Raw genomic sequence first — 16,214 nt, forward strand, 5'->3', positions numbered from 1 at the left:
TTGCAAGTCAAGAATCATGAAACTGAAGATACATTTCAACCATCGAGAAGAGCTATGGAACGCATGGAGCCACGCAGGAGGCATTGCCTTGGGCATTGTTTTCGGCACAATTTTCCTCGTGTGGTGCTTCCGTGAGCACAACGGATGGGCCACAGCAGGCGTCATTCTCTACCTCTTCGGTATGCTATGCTCGTATGTTGCTTCCACAGTTTACCACGCTTTGTCGGCTTGGAGCAAGTGGAAAGAGCGGTTGCGCAGGTGGGATCACGCTGCCATCTATTGGCATATTGCCGGTAGTTACTCCCCCATTACACTCATTGCCCTGCGCAATCAAGGCTATTGGGGCCTCACTTTGTTCTGCTTTATTTGGGCTTGTGCCATCGCAGGAACCGTCATTAGCTTTGTCAATCTCAAAGACCACAGCAACTTAGAGACCACGGCTTTCGTCGGAATGGGGCTGAGTGTACTCATCGCTTTCAAGCCTTTGATCGACGCACTCACGCCATCTGCCTTCGCATGGATCGTGGCCGAAGGTGTCTGTTACATCACAGGTGCCGTATTTTATAGCCTTAACAAGCGGAAATACATGCACACTGTGTTCCACTTTTTCGTGCTTGCCGGCAGCGTCTGCCACCTCATTGCCGTGTGGGACATACTGATACAATACGTATAGACCACGAGATTGCACCTCCATTTCATTGCCATGAGGACGAGACATGCAAAGTAAAACGTAATGAACAAACGACAAAAGAAATAATTTTAACGAGAAATGAAACATTTTATCGCAATGCTGACCTTGTTGTTGCTGCCGGCAACCAACACATGGGCAGCTCCCCGCAATGTGATTTTGTTGGACAAAGACTCAATAGCAGTCAAGGATAGTCTCGAAAAGAGCAAGAAAAAGCCAGAGAAGAAAGAAGACGAATACGAGAAACTCCTCCAGAAAGGCGGCTCCGTTCAGCAGGGATTGTTCGGTGTAAGACATATAGAAAAGAACTGGTATTTCGAGATTCCCGAGTCGGCCTTGGGCAAGTTGTTCCTTGCCGTGACGCGTTTTGTATCGGTTCCACAAGACTTTTCCATGCTTAGAGGGGAAGAAGTGAACAACAATACCATTTATTTTGAACGCTATGATGACAAGACCTTGTTCCTTCGTTCATGGGCCCATTCGCAGCAAGCCGACCCAAACAGCAACATTGCCCGGCTGGTAAAGCAAGCCACAATAGACCCCATTGTCTACCAATTCGACATCATCGGCAAGGATAAAGAGACGGGACGGCTGCTCATCGACGTGACAAAACTCTTCAAAGGTGACAATAAAATCGCCGGTTTCACAGCCAGTGACCGGACGCAAGTGAAGCTTGGAGGCCTGCAAGACGACCGCACATTCATCGATACCATCAAGGCCTACCCCATCAATATCGAGGTTTCAACCCTGCGCACCTATGCAGTCAGCGAAGGAAGGGCCATGGCTTCGCGCGACGGTTACATGACGCTGAGCCTCAATACCAGCATCGTCCAACTCCCTGAAGTGCCGATGCAACCTCGCTTGGCCGATGAACGTGTGGGGTATTTCAGCAATAAACTCGTGACATTCAGCGACCGTGAGACCAGCAAGCACGATGCCATTGTGTCGCGTTATCGCTTGGTTCCGAAAGACAAAAAGGCCTATGCAAAGGGCAAACTTGTCGAGCCGGAGCGGCAAATCGTCTACTATATCGACCCGGAAACGCCGAAAGTATGGGTGCCCTACCTCATTCAGGGCATCAACGACTGGAACAAAGCCTTCGAAGCTGCGGGCTTCAAGAATGCCATTGTGGGCAAGGAAGTGCCCGAGGGTAGCGACATCAGCCCTGATGATGCCCGCTACAGTTTCCTGCGCTACCTGCCTTCGGAGAAGGAAAACGCCTACGGTCCGCGCATCGTTGACCCAAGAAGCGGCGAAATCATCGAGAGTCACATCTGTTGGTACCATAATGTGATGAACCTATTGACCAAATGGTACATGACACAATGCGGGCCTTTAGACAAGCGGGCACAGACAATGAACTTCGAAAAAGACCTCATGGGCAAGCTCATCCGGTTCGTTTCGAGTCACGAAGTGGGCCATACACTGGGCCTACGTCACAACATGATAGCCAGCAATTCTACCCCCGTTGAGAGGCTACGTGACAAAGATTGGGTCGAAAAACACGGGCATACGGCAAGCATTATGGACTATGCTCGCTTCAATTATGTCGCACAACCAGAGGATAATATCGGTGAGGCTGGCCTCTTCCCACGTATCAATGATTACGACAAATGGGCCATCAAATGGGGCTATCAGTACCGTCCGGAGTTCAAAGATGAGTTCGATGAGAAGAAAACCTTGCGCAGTGAGGTCACCAAAATGCTTGAAAATAACAAGCGATTACGCTATAAAAGCGATGAGGGACGCGGCCAAGATCCACGCTCACAAACTGAAGATCTCGGCGACAATGCCATGATTTCGTCTGAATACGGCATTAAGAATCTGAAACGAGTGATGCTGAACATCGAGGCTTGGACGGCTCAACCCGACGACCAAACAGACGATTTGAGCACCATATACCGCAGTGTCTTTGCGCAATTTCAACGCTATGTGAACCACGTGCAACGCTATATTAACGGCCAATATAGCGACAATTGGCCCTCTGAACGCCGTAACGATATCGTGCCGAAAGGCCTCCAGAAGCAGGCTGTTTCATGGTTTGGGCGCAACGTTTTCACGGTTCCTGCATGGCTATATCCCGACAAAATCGTCGACAAACTGGGCATCGACACCAACGATGAAGTGACCGACAGGGCCAATACAGCCCTCTCTTACCTTCTTTCTGCAGCCACACTCTACAATTGTATGGCCAACAGTTACACCGCAAGTGAGCCTTATCCGCTCGACGATTACCTGAAAGACGTGTTTCAAAATGTATGGAAACCCATGAGCACCACAGACAAACGCGGCAACAATTTCCGCCGCCGAGTGGAGCAAAACTACGTAGATTTCATAGGAGCGGCCATCAATCCCGTCAAGGACGACAAGAAGAACAACGTGCAATACGGTCGTTCCGACGCCACACTCTACGCCTTAAAGCACCTCGAAATGATAGACAATTTCTGCCGCGAACAGCTGAAAAACGTCGCAACAGACGACATCAATGCCCTACACTACAACGACTTGCTGTTGAGAACCCGTAAAATCAGAGACACCTACAGCAAACCACGCAGCGAATAAGGGCAAGCTAAGAAAGGAATATACGGCTATATGCATCATCTTAAAAGCCTGATGGAGCAACATAACTGCCCATCGGGCTTTCTTGATATAGCGCAAGAAAACGGCTATTTCAGCCGTTTTTCCTTCCAAAGGCTTGCATATACCGCAAAACCTCGCGACCTTTGCATCGTAATTAGAAAGTTAATAGGATAACAACAGAGGCAAACGGCCTCCAAAAAGAAAAGAAAGGTAAAAAGATTATGGTAACATTAATGATGGTATTGGCAGTAGTTGTAGCAACAGTTTCTCTCGCAGTAAACGTTAACAACAACATATCTATGGGCCGCTAAGCCTGTAGTGCCAATCAAAAAAAGAGAGAATCAGTTAAAGAAAACCCATAAAAAGCGGATGAATGACGTGCATTCATCCGCTTTTCTGCTTTTCATGGCAGGCTCCGGAGCTATCCAAAGGGCATAATTTTCTCTATTCTATCGCCGAAGCCGATGTAAACTTTATTTTATTCGAAATAGAATAACCCTCCCGCTTCTGCGATTTTGCCCCCCTATTTGGTTCGAAGCCTGCGTCAAGTCTTAGGCATTGCAAGGTCAAGTGTACCAAACATCAGTCTCAATGATGTGTACATCGATAGTTTCAAGTTCGCCTTCCCGCTTGAACTCCTGCAAGATCTGAGGAAGTAAAGTCTTTTTTGTGTTCATAATCGTACCATCTTAAAGTCCATAAATAACATTTGATTCTCGTTACAAATATAAAGAAAATTCCCATATGCGTCAATACCTAAAGGTAATTATTTTTATTAATCTTTGCAAAAAACCGCAACAAACATATCAAAGTGAAAGCTAAAGCAAGTGAATTATGTAGCATTTGATTTTGAATAGCCATTGATGAAGAATGCAAGGACGCCCGAATCGGGTGCCAAGTCAAGGTGAGTTGAAGGTGCATATACATGATTGTCGGAGCGGACGCACGAGCCGTGCGTCCCTACATGCAGCCAAACGGATCGTCACATACAGTCCCATTGATAATCAATGGCTTACACCTTGCGTTTCAATCTCAGCCATTTTGCCGTGTAATCTCACCCATATTGCACGGTAAAATAGGCCATATTGCGCGGTAAAATGGCTGAGATTGATGGGCAAGAAAACGGAGGTAAGGACGTACGGCTCGTGCGTCCGATTTTATTTTAGTTGACAAGTTAGCTGTAAACAGGTGAACGAGTTGATTGTTGCACAGCATGTAGGGACGCACCGCTCATGCGTCCGATTTTATTTTAGTTGACAAGTTAGCAGTAAACAGGTGAACAAGTTGATTGTTGCACAGCATGTAGGGACGCACGGCTCGTGCGTCCGCTCCGACAATCATGCATTTGCACTTCCATTCACCTTGAGCGGACGCACGAACCGTGCGTCCCTACATCGCAATCTGCGTTGTTTTTTACAACCGCTTGATTGATAACGGCTCACAAAAGCTATAATGTTTCTCTTGAAGGACACAAAAACCGTTCACCTCTGCATGTGTTCAAGAGGCTACTCCCCTCCTTTGGAGGGGTTCGGGGGAGGCTCTCGGAGGGGACGGGTAGGCTCTTCAAGGAATTAGGAGAGGCTTCTCACTTCACCACTTTCTTCATTCCGTCGTGGATATACACGCCGGATTGCAAAGGCTTTTGGCTGAGTTTCTGGCCTTGAAGCGTGTACCAACCCTGCCGTTTCGCGCCATTTTCCGATGCGAGAGCATGCGGTTGGGCAATCGAAGTGGTGACGCCCGGTATCGTAGACTGCACACCTTCTTCCGTGTAATAGCCACCGTTGATGAACGGCATGTCCTTGGTTTGGACGCGATCGCTGCCGTTCTGATAGCTGAAAATGATGCCCTCGTTGCCGTTGTTGGCGTTTCTCTTGTCGCTTGTTGCCATGGTCCACTTGTAAACATGGCGGCCATTGGGCATCGTGAGCACCTGTTCGCACTTCGTTCCCGGCCAGTTTCCCTGTGTATAATTGGCCGTTTTATCCCAGTTCCAACATGAAACTTCGGTCGGATTTCCCCAACTTTCGGGCGCTTCAAAGAAGGCACAGCGTTCGCCTTTGTTGACTTTTAGCCCCGCAGGAAGGGTGAAATGATAAGGCAAATCGGCCACCCCTTTGACCTCAGAAAGGTCGATATCGTCGCTGATATAGAGCTTAAAGCCTTCGCCTTCCACTGCCAATTGATAGCCATTTGTGCTATATTCTGCCTTCTTTCCGCAGAGCAAGAGCAGCTTAGCCTCGCTTCCTTGCACGTTAAGTATGAAGCCTTCGGCTGTAGCCTCAGCCTTTAAGATGGTGCTTTGATTGTCAATTCCGGCGGCATGACGCGTGAGAATGAGTTGCTTAATGGCCCGTTTGTGCTTCTGCCAATGGGGAAGGAACACGCAAGGAGTGCCCGGCATGGAGAGCATAAAGGCGTTGGCGGCCTCCACATAGCCGTAGACGGGCGCGTTACCTTCGTTGTGGTTGTAGCGACCGGTATCGTGATTGTCGACAAAGGTGACTGCATAACGGGCGTAATAGGGGTCGTTGCTCAGGCAAGCGTCGGCCAAACGATCCCATTGTCCGCTGTTGAAAGCCGCGTTGATAGCGTATTTCAATGGGAAGTCAAAGGCTGCGCTTTGGATTTTCCCGTCCACTTTGGTACCTTCAATCCAGCCCGTTACGTTGTTTTTGTTGCCATCCCAGAACTCTCCCACAGAGAATTGAGGTTTCACGGCCGCGTTATAAAGTCCTGTATATCGGGCAGCATAGCCCTTCACCATGTCATAACGGAAGCCCACATAGCCAAGGTCTTCGAGCAAGAAGTCGAGATAAGTCTTCACGTTTTCCTGTGTTTTGGCATTGGTATGGTCAAGATCGCGGAACCCATCAAAGTCATCTCCCGTGTCAGCTGCGCCTTTTATCCTGCCGGCTACGCCCGAATTAGGATTTCGGTTGGCCTCGTCGGTGCTGCAAATCTGACTGTAGTTCGTGTTGTCCCACTCCACTTTGTAGGTCTTTCCCGTTATGGGTCCCGTCACATTCTCTTGTGCAAAGTCTGCCCAAGCGTTCAAACCGTTCTTATGGTTGATGACAACATCTTCGACAAAGCCCGTCCCTTTGCTCCTGAAAGTCCTGATCATGTCGCGCAATTCGGCCTCCGTTCCCCAGCAACTGTTGTGGTTAAGCCAAAAACAAGGGTCGTATCCCATCGTCTTTCTGTGGCTGTGATAGAAGTCAGACGTGTTACCTGAGTTGGGAATCCAAATGAGATTGAAATACTTCGAAAGCTCATCGGCCTGATTGGTGAGGGTCTTCCAGTCGGAATCGGCATAGCTGTCCCAATAGAATCCCTGCAACATGACGCCGTCATATTTCTCGGGCCAGCCCTGTGCAAAGGTGCCCAAAGCAGCCAAGGTCATCAGAATGAGTGTGTAAAATCGCTTCATAAGTTAAAATTTATGGTTTCATTTGCAAATGTATAACTATTTTTCAGGCAAACGATTTCTTGATATATGTCAACTAAGATAAAGTATGTGTAAACGTTTGCATGGCCCTGTCGGGACTTTGAACTTTGAATATTGAACTTTGGGCTTTGAATATTGAACTTTGAACTTTGAGGTTTATGACATGCTAATAGGCAGATGGAGACACTTGACAAGCCTCATGTCAGCTGTTGAAGTCTTGACAGAGCAAGTCAAAATCATTATGAAGCAGAAGGAGAAAAGTTCATTTTTCAAAGTTTTTCATTAGTATTGGGTATTGTGTATTTGCTTTTTTTTGTATAACTTTGCGCGATGTAATTACTGTGAAACATTATGAAAAATCAGAAGATATACGAAGCTGATGATAAAATGATAAGCATTATCCGAGACAACTGCGACATATTACAGAGCTTGGGAGGCTTTGGTATTAGTTTAGGTTTCGGGGATAAGACCGTCAAAGAAGTGTGCGAGAGCGAGCATGTAGACACAAATACGTTCCTTGCCATCGTCAATCTTACCATCAACGGCTATTATCGTAAGGACGATCCCGGTAATCTTTCGGTGGAGACCCTGCTGAAATACTTGAAGGCCTCACATGCTTATTACATAGAATTCCGCCTGCCTTCGATGCGAAAAGAACTGGTCGAGGCACTTGACGAGCGTGACAGTCTGGCCCAATTCATACTGAAACTCTATGATGAAAACGCGCATGAGGTCATCAAACACATGCGTTATGAGGAGAAAACCGTGTTTCCTTATGTGGAACAACTGCTGAACGGCGTCGTCATGAGCAATTATGATATCAACACATTCTCGCAACATCATCGCCAAGTAGAGCAGCGTTTGTCGGAATTGAAAAGCATCATTATCAAGTATCTACCTTCGGATGCCTTGCATAACAACCTGCTCACGGCCACACTTTACGATATTTACAACAGTGAATCGTGGCTCAGTCAGCACTCGAAAGTAGAGGATTTGATTTTCATTCCGGCCATCAAACGGTTGGAAAAGAGCCTGAGTCAGCAGGGCGTGACACTGAACATATCGAAGATGATCAGCCCTTCGGCATCGGGAGACGACCAATTGAGCGACCGCGAAAAGGAGATCATCATTGGCGTGGTGCAGGGAATGAGCAACAAAGAGATAGCCGACCATCTGTTTATATCGGTCAACACAGTGATTACACACCGCCGGAACATCGCCCGAAAACTACAGATTCATTCCCCCGCAGGCCTGACGATCTATGCCATCGTCAACCATTTGGTGGATATTTCTGCCGTGAAGCTGTAGGCATGCAAATGCAAACAAGACCGTAGTATAACTGATTATAAACTCAACGTTCTATCTTCAACATTCAAAGCTCACCGTTTTCGGCATTCCGGGCACAGTCCCTTTACGACGAAATTGATGCCGTGCGGTTCGTAATCTGCGGGCAACGACACTGTAGGAAGGGGTATTTCGTGCAGGCAAAACACCTTGTGACACTGCTCACAAAAGAAATGTACGTGTTCATCTTCGTCCTCTTCGTGGTCGTGGCTGAGGCATAATTCATACTTGATGCCGCCGTTCCCGTCTTCAATCACGTGCACCAAATGATGCGCTTTAAAAAGGGTCAGCGTGCGGAAGATGTTGGATTTGTCGATGGAGAGAATGCTGTATTCCAGCTCTTTCATGGACAACGGGTGTTCGGTTGCCGCCAATGCCTTGACAATCACGATGCGGTTGGCCGTCGGTTTGATGCCGTGATTGGTCAGAAGCGCGATGCATTGTTCTTTTCCCATGGTGTTTGGTTGTCTTTCGTATCTATTTATTCTCTCGAAGTGGTCGGGATTGTGGGAGAAGCCGCCATCTGCCGTTCTACTTTCTCTAAGTCGTTCTCTTCTCCCACGAGCCAGATAATATCGCCTTTCTCGAACTTTCGCTGCGGATCTATCATCGTTAAGTTCTCTTGTCCCTCTTCAACACCGACCACCATGCAGCCATATTGGTCGCGAATGCCACTCTCGGCGAGAGTCTTTCCGATGAAAGGCGTGTCGGAAGACAGGACGAACTGCCGCAGTTTCATCTCTCTTTTCTCTATCTCGGGGTCCTCAGGAATGAGCTCATTCCCTATGGCTTGGCTGAAAACCTTCAGTTGTTCGTCATTCCCGATGACTGAGATCCGGTCGCCGGGGAAGATGATATTGCTGCCGTTGGGAATATTGATGCGTTGCGAACCGCGCAGAATGCTGCTCACATGAACGCCAAAGCGGTTGCGAAACTGCAGGTCCTTCAACGTCCGCCCCACCCAAGTGGAGTCTTCGGGGACCTCGAAATCGCTGATGTGTATATCGCGATCGAGAAGGTGTCCTGCGAAAAGCGGGCGGCGTTCTCCGCTCACCCGAGCTGCAATCTCGCGCGAACGAAGGTTCTTGATGAACAGGCGTTCGAGCTTGATGCTGCGGTGTTTCAGGCTCCTTGACAGTATCATGAGTATCAAGGCCACGCCCGCAATCGTTATCATCAAGGCATTTTTGAAGCGCGTCAGATAGTTACAGATATAGAAAATGAACATCGCGGCGACGACGACCCGCACGATGATGGTGAATATCAAGGGCAAACGGTTGAGCAAGCTCTGCGTCCATAAGCGGCGGAACTCGTCACTATGCACATTCTTCATCACCATGGAACGCAGGAAAGGCGATATTATCAGCACTGTAAGCAGCCCGCATACCGCGTTGCCGGGCCAGTGACCGAAGGCGTGTCTGCTGAAAGGAAGGAAGAAAGTGAGCATCAATGTTATCACAGCTGTGGACAGAATGCCATAGATAACGGTGTTAACAAGCATCTTGCGCAGCAGCACCTTCCAGTCGTTCTCCTCCTCCGTAGAGTTCTGATGAGCGTTCCCGGCGTGGTTCATACGGCGCACCCACTTCCTTGGCAAAGTCTTTTCGATGTGCTTGTAGCAGGGTTCTGCAAAGCGCATCATGTAAGGTGTGAGGAAAGTTGTAATCACCGAGACTGCCACAACAACCGGATAAAGGAAGTCACCGATGACACCTAACGACAGACCGAGCGACGCAATGATGAATGCAAACTCTCCGATTTGTGCCATAGAGAAGCCACATCGCATGGCATTCTTCAGCGGCTGACCGCTCAACATGAAGCCTGCCGTCCCGAAAACGCCTTGCCCAAGCAAGATTGTCAGCACGAGCACAAGAATCGGAATGGCGTAGTCTACGAGCACTTTCGGCTCGACCAGCATACCGACGGACACGAAGAAGATGGCCCCAAAGAGGTTCTTTACGGGCTCGACGAGCTTGATAATCTTGTCGGCCTCTACCGTCTCGGCAATGATACTGCCCATAACGAAAGCCCCGAATGCGCTGCTGAAGCCCACTTTCGTGGACAGAACGGCCATCAGGCAGCAAAGTCCGAGGGCAACGATGACCATCGTCTCGCTTGTCATCAGCTTGCGGGTCCTGCGGAAGAAGAGTGGGACGAGGAAAATGCCTACCACGAACCACAACACCAGGAAGAAACCAATCTTCAGCACCGAGCCTAACATCTCGCCGCCATCAGGGTCATTGCCGCTTGCAATGGCACTCAGCATCACCATCATAACAATGGCCAGCACGTCTTCGAGTATCAGCACGCTCATCACCAGCGAGGCAAAACGTTGTTGCCGAAGCCCAAGGTCGTCGAAAGCCTTATAGATGATTGTCGTGGACGACATGGCGAGCATTCCCCCAAGGAAGATACAATCCATCTTACCCCAACCGAAGCCATGGCCCACGAGAATGCCGAGCGTCATCATCGAAAAGATAATCGTCAGGGCCGCAATCACGGGCGCCATTCCCATTTTAAGGATTTTCTTAAACGAGAAATCAAGCCCTAACGAGAACAGAAGGAACATCACACCGATGTCTGCCCATGTGTGGATATCGCCCTTGTCTACCACTGACATGGTGTAAGGCATGTGCGGAGAGACGAGGAAACCGGCCACGATATAGCCGAGAACAAGAGGCTGTTTGAGCTTCTTGAACACAAGGGTGACGACACCTGCGACGACCAACACCAGTGCAAGGTCTTCTATCAAGCTGGGAATTTCTGCCATAATGAAAGTATAAAAGGGCGTGCGTCAGGCCATTTCTGTCTCCGTTTTCTAACAGATGGGGAGTTTTTTCTGAAAACATCCCTATCTCTTTCCAAAGACATCCCCCTCTAATTTCAAAAACATCCGGATGTTTTTCGAAAAACATCCCCCTCTCTTTGCAATTACATCCCCCTCTTTTTGCAATCAGATGGAGATGCTTCTGAAATCATCGGGCGACACGGGGTCTGGCACTTCCTCTTTGTTCTATTTGATGATTAATCTTCAAAATTGCCCGTTATCTCACAAATCTTGACGATAACAGCCACCGCTTTCTCCATCACTTGAATGGAAACGAACTCGTGAGGACCGTGGAAATTCACGCCGCCCGCAAAGATATTCGGGCACGGGAGGCCTTTGAAACTCAGTTGTGCACCGTCGGTTCCGCCACGGATAGGCTCCACTTTCGGGGCCACTCCGTTCTCTTGCATGGCCCGGAGCACGATGTCTATCACGTGCATGTTGGGGTCAATCTTCTCTTTCATGTTGTAGTATTGGTCGTGAAGCTCGATCCTCACGGTGCCTTCACCATACTTTTCGTTCATCTTCCTGACACATTCTTCCATGAAATCCTTGCGGTCTTCGAACATCGAACGGTCATGGTCGCGAATGATATAGCTTAGTTTCGCCTCTTCCGTCCGGCTCTCTATGCCCAGCAGATGGTAAAAGCCTTGATAACCCTCCGTGGTTTCGGGGATATCGGTCTCGGGTATCATGGCGTTGAATTCGCACGCCAGTCGGTTGGCATTCCGCATCTTTCCTTTGGCGTAACCGGTGTGGACACTTACACCTTTTATATATACTTTAGCGCCCGCAGCGTTGAAGTTCTCGTATTCCAAGTCGCCCAAGTCGCCTCCATCCATAGTGTATGCCCAGTCGCAACCAAACTTTTCGACATCGAAATGGTGGGCACCCATGCCGATTTCCTCGTCGGGATTGAAGCCCACGCGAATGTCTCCGTGCTTTATTTCATCGTGGTCACGCAGGTAACACATGGCTTGCACGATCTCAGCAATGCCCGCTTTGTCGTCTGCTCCCAGCAATGTTGTGCCGTCGGTGACAATCAGATCCTCGCCGACATGCGCCTTCAGTTCAGGGAATTTCTCGGTTGTCGAGAAGATGCCCGGCGAGAGTTCTATGTCATTTCCGTCGTAGTTGCGAATGATTCTGGCCTTCACATCCTTGCCACTTGCGTCAGGACTGGTGTCATAATGCGAGATAAAGCCGATCGTTGGCGTCTTCTTCTTGGTGTTGGCTTTAAGGGTTGCGTAGATATATCCCATGTCGTCCATCTCGACATCGCTGAGCCCCTCGTCTTCAAGTTCTTTCTTCAGATACTTGGCAAAGTCAAGTTGTTTTGCCGTTGAGGGCACACTGTCGGAATCTTCGCACGATTGTGTGTCGAATTTTGTGTAATTGATAAATCTTTCTGTAAGGTCCATGCTTCTGTTTCAATATTAAATGTGGAACGATTCTGATTATATTTCCACAAGATTTCTATCGCAAAGATACGACAAATCACATAGATTGCAAAATAAATTGGCAAATAACATTTGCACAGTCAGTTTTTTATTCGTAACTTTGCATGCACTTGGCTCCGTAGCTTAGCTGAATAGAGCGTCAGATTCCGGTTCTGAAGGTCTTGGGTTTGAATCCCAACGGAGTCACTTTTTTAATAAGTAGAGCTGTTATATGATTATTGTTTGGATACTACCAAAACATATTCAGAAACTTATGGCAATGTCAACTCATGCTTCAGCCGGTTGCATTGAATGATTTATAGCCCGGAAAATCCACCTTAAATTTTTAATGATGTCGAAGTTAGTCTCTGTTATTGTTCCTGCATACAATGAGGAAGCATCGTTGCTTCACCTGTATGAGGCGCTGAAAAAGTTAATGGAATCATTGCCCAACTATGACTGGGAGATTCTTTTCATCAATGATGGAAGCAAAGATAAGACTTTGTCCATCATCGAAAGCCTGTATGACACGGACAAGCGCATAGCTTATGTAGACTTGTCCCGCAATTTCGGTAAGGAGAAAGCAATGCTTGCAGGCTTCGATTATTGCAAAGGAGACTGTGCCGTCATGATAGATGCAGACCTGCAAGACCCTCCCTATTTGATCAAAGACATGCTGCAATATTGGGAAGAAGGCTTTGAAGATGTCTATGCCAAGCGTAAAGACAGAGGAAAGGAGCCGTGGCTTCGCAAAAAGTTGTCCATGATGTTTTATAATATGCTGGACCGGTCTACCCGTTTCGAGGTGCTGAAGAATGTCGGAGACTTCAGATTATTGGATAAAAAGTGCATCGAAGCCCTGAAACAATTGCGTGAAAGCGAGCGCTATACAAAGGGATTGTTCTGCTGGATAGGCTATAAGAAGAGAGAAATCCTATTTGATCGTAAAGATAGAGCGTATGGTCAAACGCATTGGAGCTTTTGGCAATTGGCAGGATTAGCCATAGAAGGGTTCACAAGTTTCACGACAACGCCATTGCGTTTCGCTACCATTATCGGCTGTACGACGGCTTTCTGCGCAATCCTATACCTCATTTGGACTTTGATTAAGGTTGCTTTCTGGGGCGATCCGGTTGCGGGCTTCCCTACCTTGATAAGCGTTATCCTGTTCTTAGGGGCGGTTCAGTTGATTGCCATTGGCATTTTGGGAGAGTATATCGGGCGTATTTTCAATGAGGCAAAGCACCGTCCGACCTATTTGATTGAGAACTATAAAGCGCGGAGACAATGAAACACAAATCAAACCTATGGGTTCTTTTATATTGTGTGGCCCTTGCATTCACTTGCCTGTCAGTATATGGATACACGACATCACCCTTTTATCATGAGCCGGGAGCTGGGGATTCTGCCATTTTCCAGTTAATTGGGAAGGAATGGGTAGACGGAAAGCTGCCATATGTAGCCTTATGGGACTTGAAGGGCCCCATTATTTTCTTTATGAATTATTTGGGCTACCTGTTAACGGGCTCTCGTTTGGGGGTGTTTATCGTTGAAATGGTCTCGCTGACCATTACGCTTTATCTTCTTTGGAAGCTGCTGCGAATAGGCTTTTCGGCTAAATATTCATCGCTGTTGCTGCTGTTCCCGACCTTTAGTTTTGCGGCCAATAACGTAGGCGGCAATTGTGTTGAGGAATATCTTCTTCCATTGCTTGCTTTATCCTTTTATCTGTTGTATCAATGGCTTTCCGATCCTGACCAGCAACAAGCGGCAAATCACCCGCCAAAATACGCATTTGTCTATGGTCTTGTCTTGGCATTCAGTCTTTTGACAAGGCTGACGAACGCCTTAGGCATCTGTGCCGCGGTAGCCGTTATTGCCTTTTGGCTGATGATAAAAGGCCGTTTCAAGAATCTGTTCTCCAACCTTTTGTATTTCATTTTGGGCTTTGCCGTCTTGTTTATCCCCTTTGCTTCTTATTTTACTTTCCATCATGCATTTGACGAAATGTGGTATGGAACGTTCCTATATAACTTGGACTATGCCGCAGCATCGTCCTCCGAGCTGCATTCCTTGCCTGCAATTCTCAAGGCATTGATACATTTTGCCGACACATGGTTGCTGTTGTTTGTGTCCGTTCTCGTTTTAATAGCAAATCCCCGCAGGCGTTTCGCCGGTCTTATCTGGCTCTTCGTCTCTTTGTTTTCCATTGTCTGGCTGTTGCGAGGTAACGGATATCCGCATTATGGTCTTATCTCCTTGCCTTGCATCTGCATTGCTTTCTTGGAAGTGAAGCTGATGGTCGAGAACGCGTCTTCACGTGCTTTTCGCGGTTTCGTCATATCGTTGTCGGCCTTGTACGGCCTTGTCACAACGGTTTACTGCGCACGTTCCTACCTTGTATTCATGTCGTTGTATGATGAAAACACAGAGTTGGCGCGCTATAGAACGCTCTTGGGCGACCTTCCTGCTGATTATCGCCGGTCATTCATTGCATACAATTGCAATCCCGACCTATATCTTTACGAAAACATTGTTCCTTGTTATCGTTTCTTCGTGTTTCAGGACTTTGAGTGCCATGGAAGTAACTCCCTGAAAGCCAAGATGCGGGAGGAATTCAGCGGCAATGCCAAATGGATACTCGTAAAGGGACATGCAAGAGAGATAGCCCCCATACTTGAAACCCGCTATACGGTGTTCAAAAACGATGCTTCCTGCGACTTGCGGCTTTATAAACTGAAGTGACATATCCGCTTTGTGGCGGTTCCGGTTCAACAAGGTTGCTGCCGAGACAAAAAGAACGGGCCTTTTGTTTCAGCCCTATTGCGGCTCACAAAGCCCCGTTCAACCAGCATATAACATGATTATTCTTTGATATTCTTAGCTATTCTCTGATAAACCGCCTGCAATTAGGCGGTAAAAGCACAAGGAGAGGCTCCAGCCCGCAGGCAGATTATAGAAAAACATCGTAGAATCGCTGAAAACATCAATATATTTCAGCCGATAAATAGACGGCATTCGAAATGCAAGATGATATATCTTTTTGTCAATTTCTTTCAGCTTCGGTTTGCATTCGCCTGCAAAAAACAGTATATTTGTATGAGGGAAAGCCCTTCGCGGCTTTCCCTTTTTTCATGCTTTCATGCAAACAAGGAGACAATATGGGCCAAAATGCTGACCAAAAGCAGTGCTACAAGCCTTCAATATGCCCCATTTCACCGTGCGAAATGCGTCATATTGGAGGACAATTTGCCCCAAATTGCACGATGAACCAAGGCAAATCGTAGGACGAGGCAGCCAAGAATGTAAAGATAGTTGAGTGTTTCTGTAAAAAATGTTAACCGTTTCTTTATGGTCTTCTTGCTCGCTTTTCTGCAAAGAGAGGCCGGAGTTACAACCTTGCCTACTTCTTTTTCTTGGGCTTCGGCTCCGGTAATTCACGGCAAGAAGCCTTGATAAGGGCCGTAAGATAGTCACGATCGTCCACTTCGGCGATATAGAAATAGGGCTTGGCTCCCGGATATGGCGGTCTGAGGTCTTCCGTTTTGAGTAGCTTCCTGCCTGCTTCTGTGGGTTTCAAAAACAGCAAATCGTCACATATTAACGCGAAGATTTTACCGCAACAATATAGGCAATAGCCACCAAACATCTTGCGAAAAGTGATGTCACCTGCGCCGGAACATTGGTCAACAACATAGGTTACGAAATCTGAATTACATGCCATTGCTTGATGGTTTAAGTTGAAATGTTATTTTGTTTGACGGGTATTACATGAAAGAAACAAGACGCTTGTTTTCCCTTTTGAGCGGACACACAAGCCGTATGTCCCTACATTGGCCTGCAAATACAAGCCCATTCTCCTCTCCCTTTGGGAGGGATAGAGGG

At 47.7% G+C, this 16,214-nt stretch carries 10 protein-coding genes and 1 tRNA gene; 6 read left to right on the forward strand and 5 right to left on the reverse strand.

Annotation, left to right across the window (positions count from 1 at the left end):
* Positions 1 to 16 precede the first annotated feature (16 nt).
* The gene (trhA, locus tag HMPREF9944_RS06880; RefSeq protein ID WP_044113486.1) at positions 17 to 673 is read left to right on the forward strand and encodes a PAQR family membrane homeostasis protein TrhA; all 657 of its coding nucleotides are present in this window, start codon (positions 17 to 19) and stop codon (positions 671 to 673) included.
* Between the two features lie 96 nt (positions 674 to 769).
* On the forward strand, positions 770 to 3,250 hold the full coding sequence (locus HMPREF9944_RS06885; RefSeq protein WP_008565402.1) for a zinc-dependent metalloprotease: 2,481 nt from the start codon (positions 770 to 772) through the stop codon (positions 3,248 to 3,250).
* Between the two features lie 1,603 nt (positions 3,251 to 4,853).
* Here the strand turns inward: HMPREF9944_RS06885 and HMPREF9944_RS06890 are convergent.
* Positions 4,854 to 6,701 (reverse strand): alpha-amylase family glycosyl hydrolase, encoded by a 1,848-nt coding sequence (locus HMPREF9944_RS06890; protein ID WP_008565404.1) that lies wholly within the window; start codon positions 6,699 to 6,701, stop codon positions 4,854 to 4,856.
* A gap of 369 nt (positions 6,702 to 7,070) precedes the next feature.
* Here HMPREF9944_RS06890 and HMPREF9944_RS06895 point away from each other — a divergent pair, with 369 nt between their 5' ends.
* The gene (locus HMPREF9944_RS06895; RefSeq protein ID WP_008565406.1) at positions 7,071 to 8,027 is read left to right on the forward strand and encodes a LuxR C-terminal-related transcriptional regulator; all 957 of its coding nucleotides are present in this window, start codon (positions 7,071 to 7,073) and stop codon (positions 8,025 to 8,027) included.
* Positions 8,028 to 8,098: 71 nt separating this feature from the next.
* On the opposite strand, the gene HMPREF9944_RS06900 is transcribed toward HMPREF9944_RS06895, so the two are convergent.
* The 3 genes from HMPREF9944_RS06900 to pepT all read right to left on the reverse strand — a co-directional run bounded on the left by HMPREF9944_RS06900 (position 8,099) and on the right by pepT (position 12,311).
* On the reverse strand, positions 8,099 to 8,518 hold the full coding sequence (locus tag HMPREF9944_RS06900; protein WP_008565407.1) for a Fur family transcriptional regulator: 420 nt from the start codon (positions 8,516 to 8,518) through the stop codon (positions 8,099 to 8,101).
* 26 nt (positions 8,519 to 8,544) lie between these two features.
* Positions 8,545 to 10,833, reverse strand: a complete 2,289-nt coding sequence (locus HMPREF9944_RS06905; protein WP_008565409.1) for a cation:proton antiporter — start codon at positions 10,831 to 10,833, stop codon at positions 8,545 to 8,547.
* Positions 10,834 to 11,087: 254 nt separating this feature from the next.
* A complete protein-coding gene (gene pepT, locus HMPREF9944_RS06910; protein WP_008565412.1) occupies positions 11,088 to 12,311 on the reverse strand; it encodes a peptidase T in 1,224 nt (407 codons plus the stop codon).
* Between the two features lie 151 nt (positions 12,312 to 12,462).
* On the opposite strand from pepT, the gene HMPREF9944_RS06915 reads away from it, so the two are divergent.
* From HMPREF9944_RS06915 to HMPREF9944_RS06925, 3 genes are all read left to right on the forward strand, one after another.
* Positions 12,463 to 12,536: transfer RNA gene (locus tag HMPREF9944_RS06915), tRNA-Arg, on the forward strand.
* 145 nt (positions 12,537 to 12,681) lie between these two features.
* The gene (locus HMPREF9944_RS06920; RefSeq protein WP_044113487.1) at positions 12,682 to 13,620 is read left to right on the forward strand and encodes a glycosyltransferase family 2 protein; all 939 of its coding nucleotides are present in this window, start codon (positions 12,682 to 12,684) and stop codon (positions 13,618 to 13,620) included.
* Complete coding sequence (locus tag HMPREF9944_RS06925) at positions 13,617 to 15,074, forward strand: glycosyltransferase family 39 protein (protein ID WP_008565414.1); 1,458 nt, start codon at positions 13,617 to 13,619, stop codon at positions 15,072 to 15,074. Before HMPREF9944_RS06920 ends, HMPREF9944_RS06925 begins: the two co-directional genes overlap by 4 nt.
* Positions 15,075 to 15,732: 658 nt before the next feature.
* Here the strand turns inward: HMPREF9944_RS06925 and HMPREF9944_RS06935 are convergent.
* Complete coding sequence (locus HMPREF9944_RS06935) at positions 15,733 to 16,053, reverse strand: TfoX/Sxy family protein (RefSeq protein ID WP_008565415.1); 321 nt, start codon at positions 16,051 to 16,053, stop codon at positions 15,733 to 15,735.
* Positions 16,054 to 16,214: the final 161 nt, after the last annotated feature.

This window comes from Segatella maculosa OT 289 (assembly GCF_000243015.1).
In the GTDB taxonomy this organism is placed as follows: domain Bacteria; phylum Bacteroidota; class Bacteroidia; order Bacteroidales; family Bacteroidaceae; genus Prevotella; species Prevotella maculosa.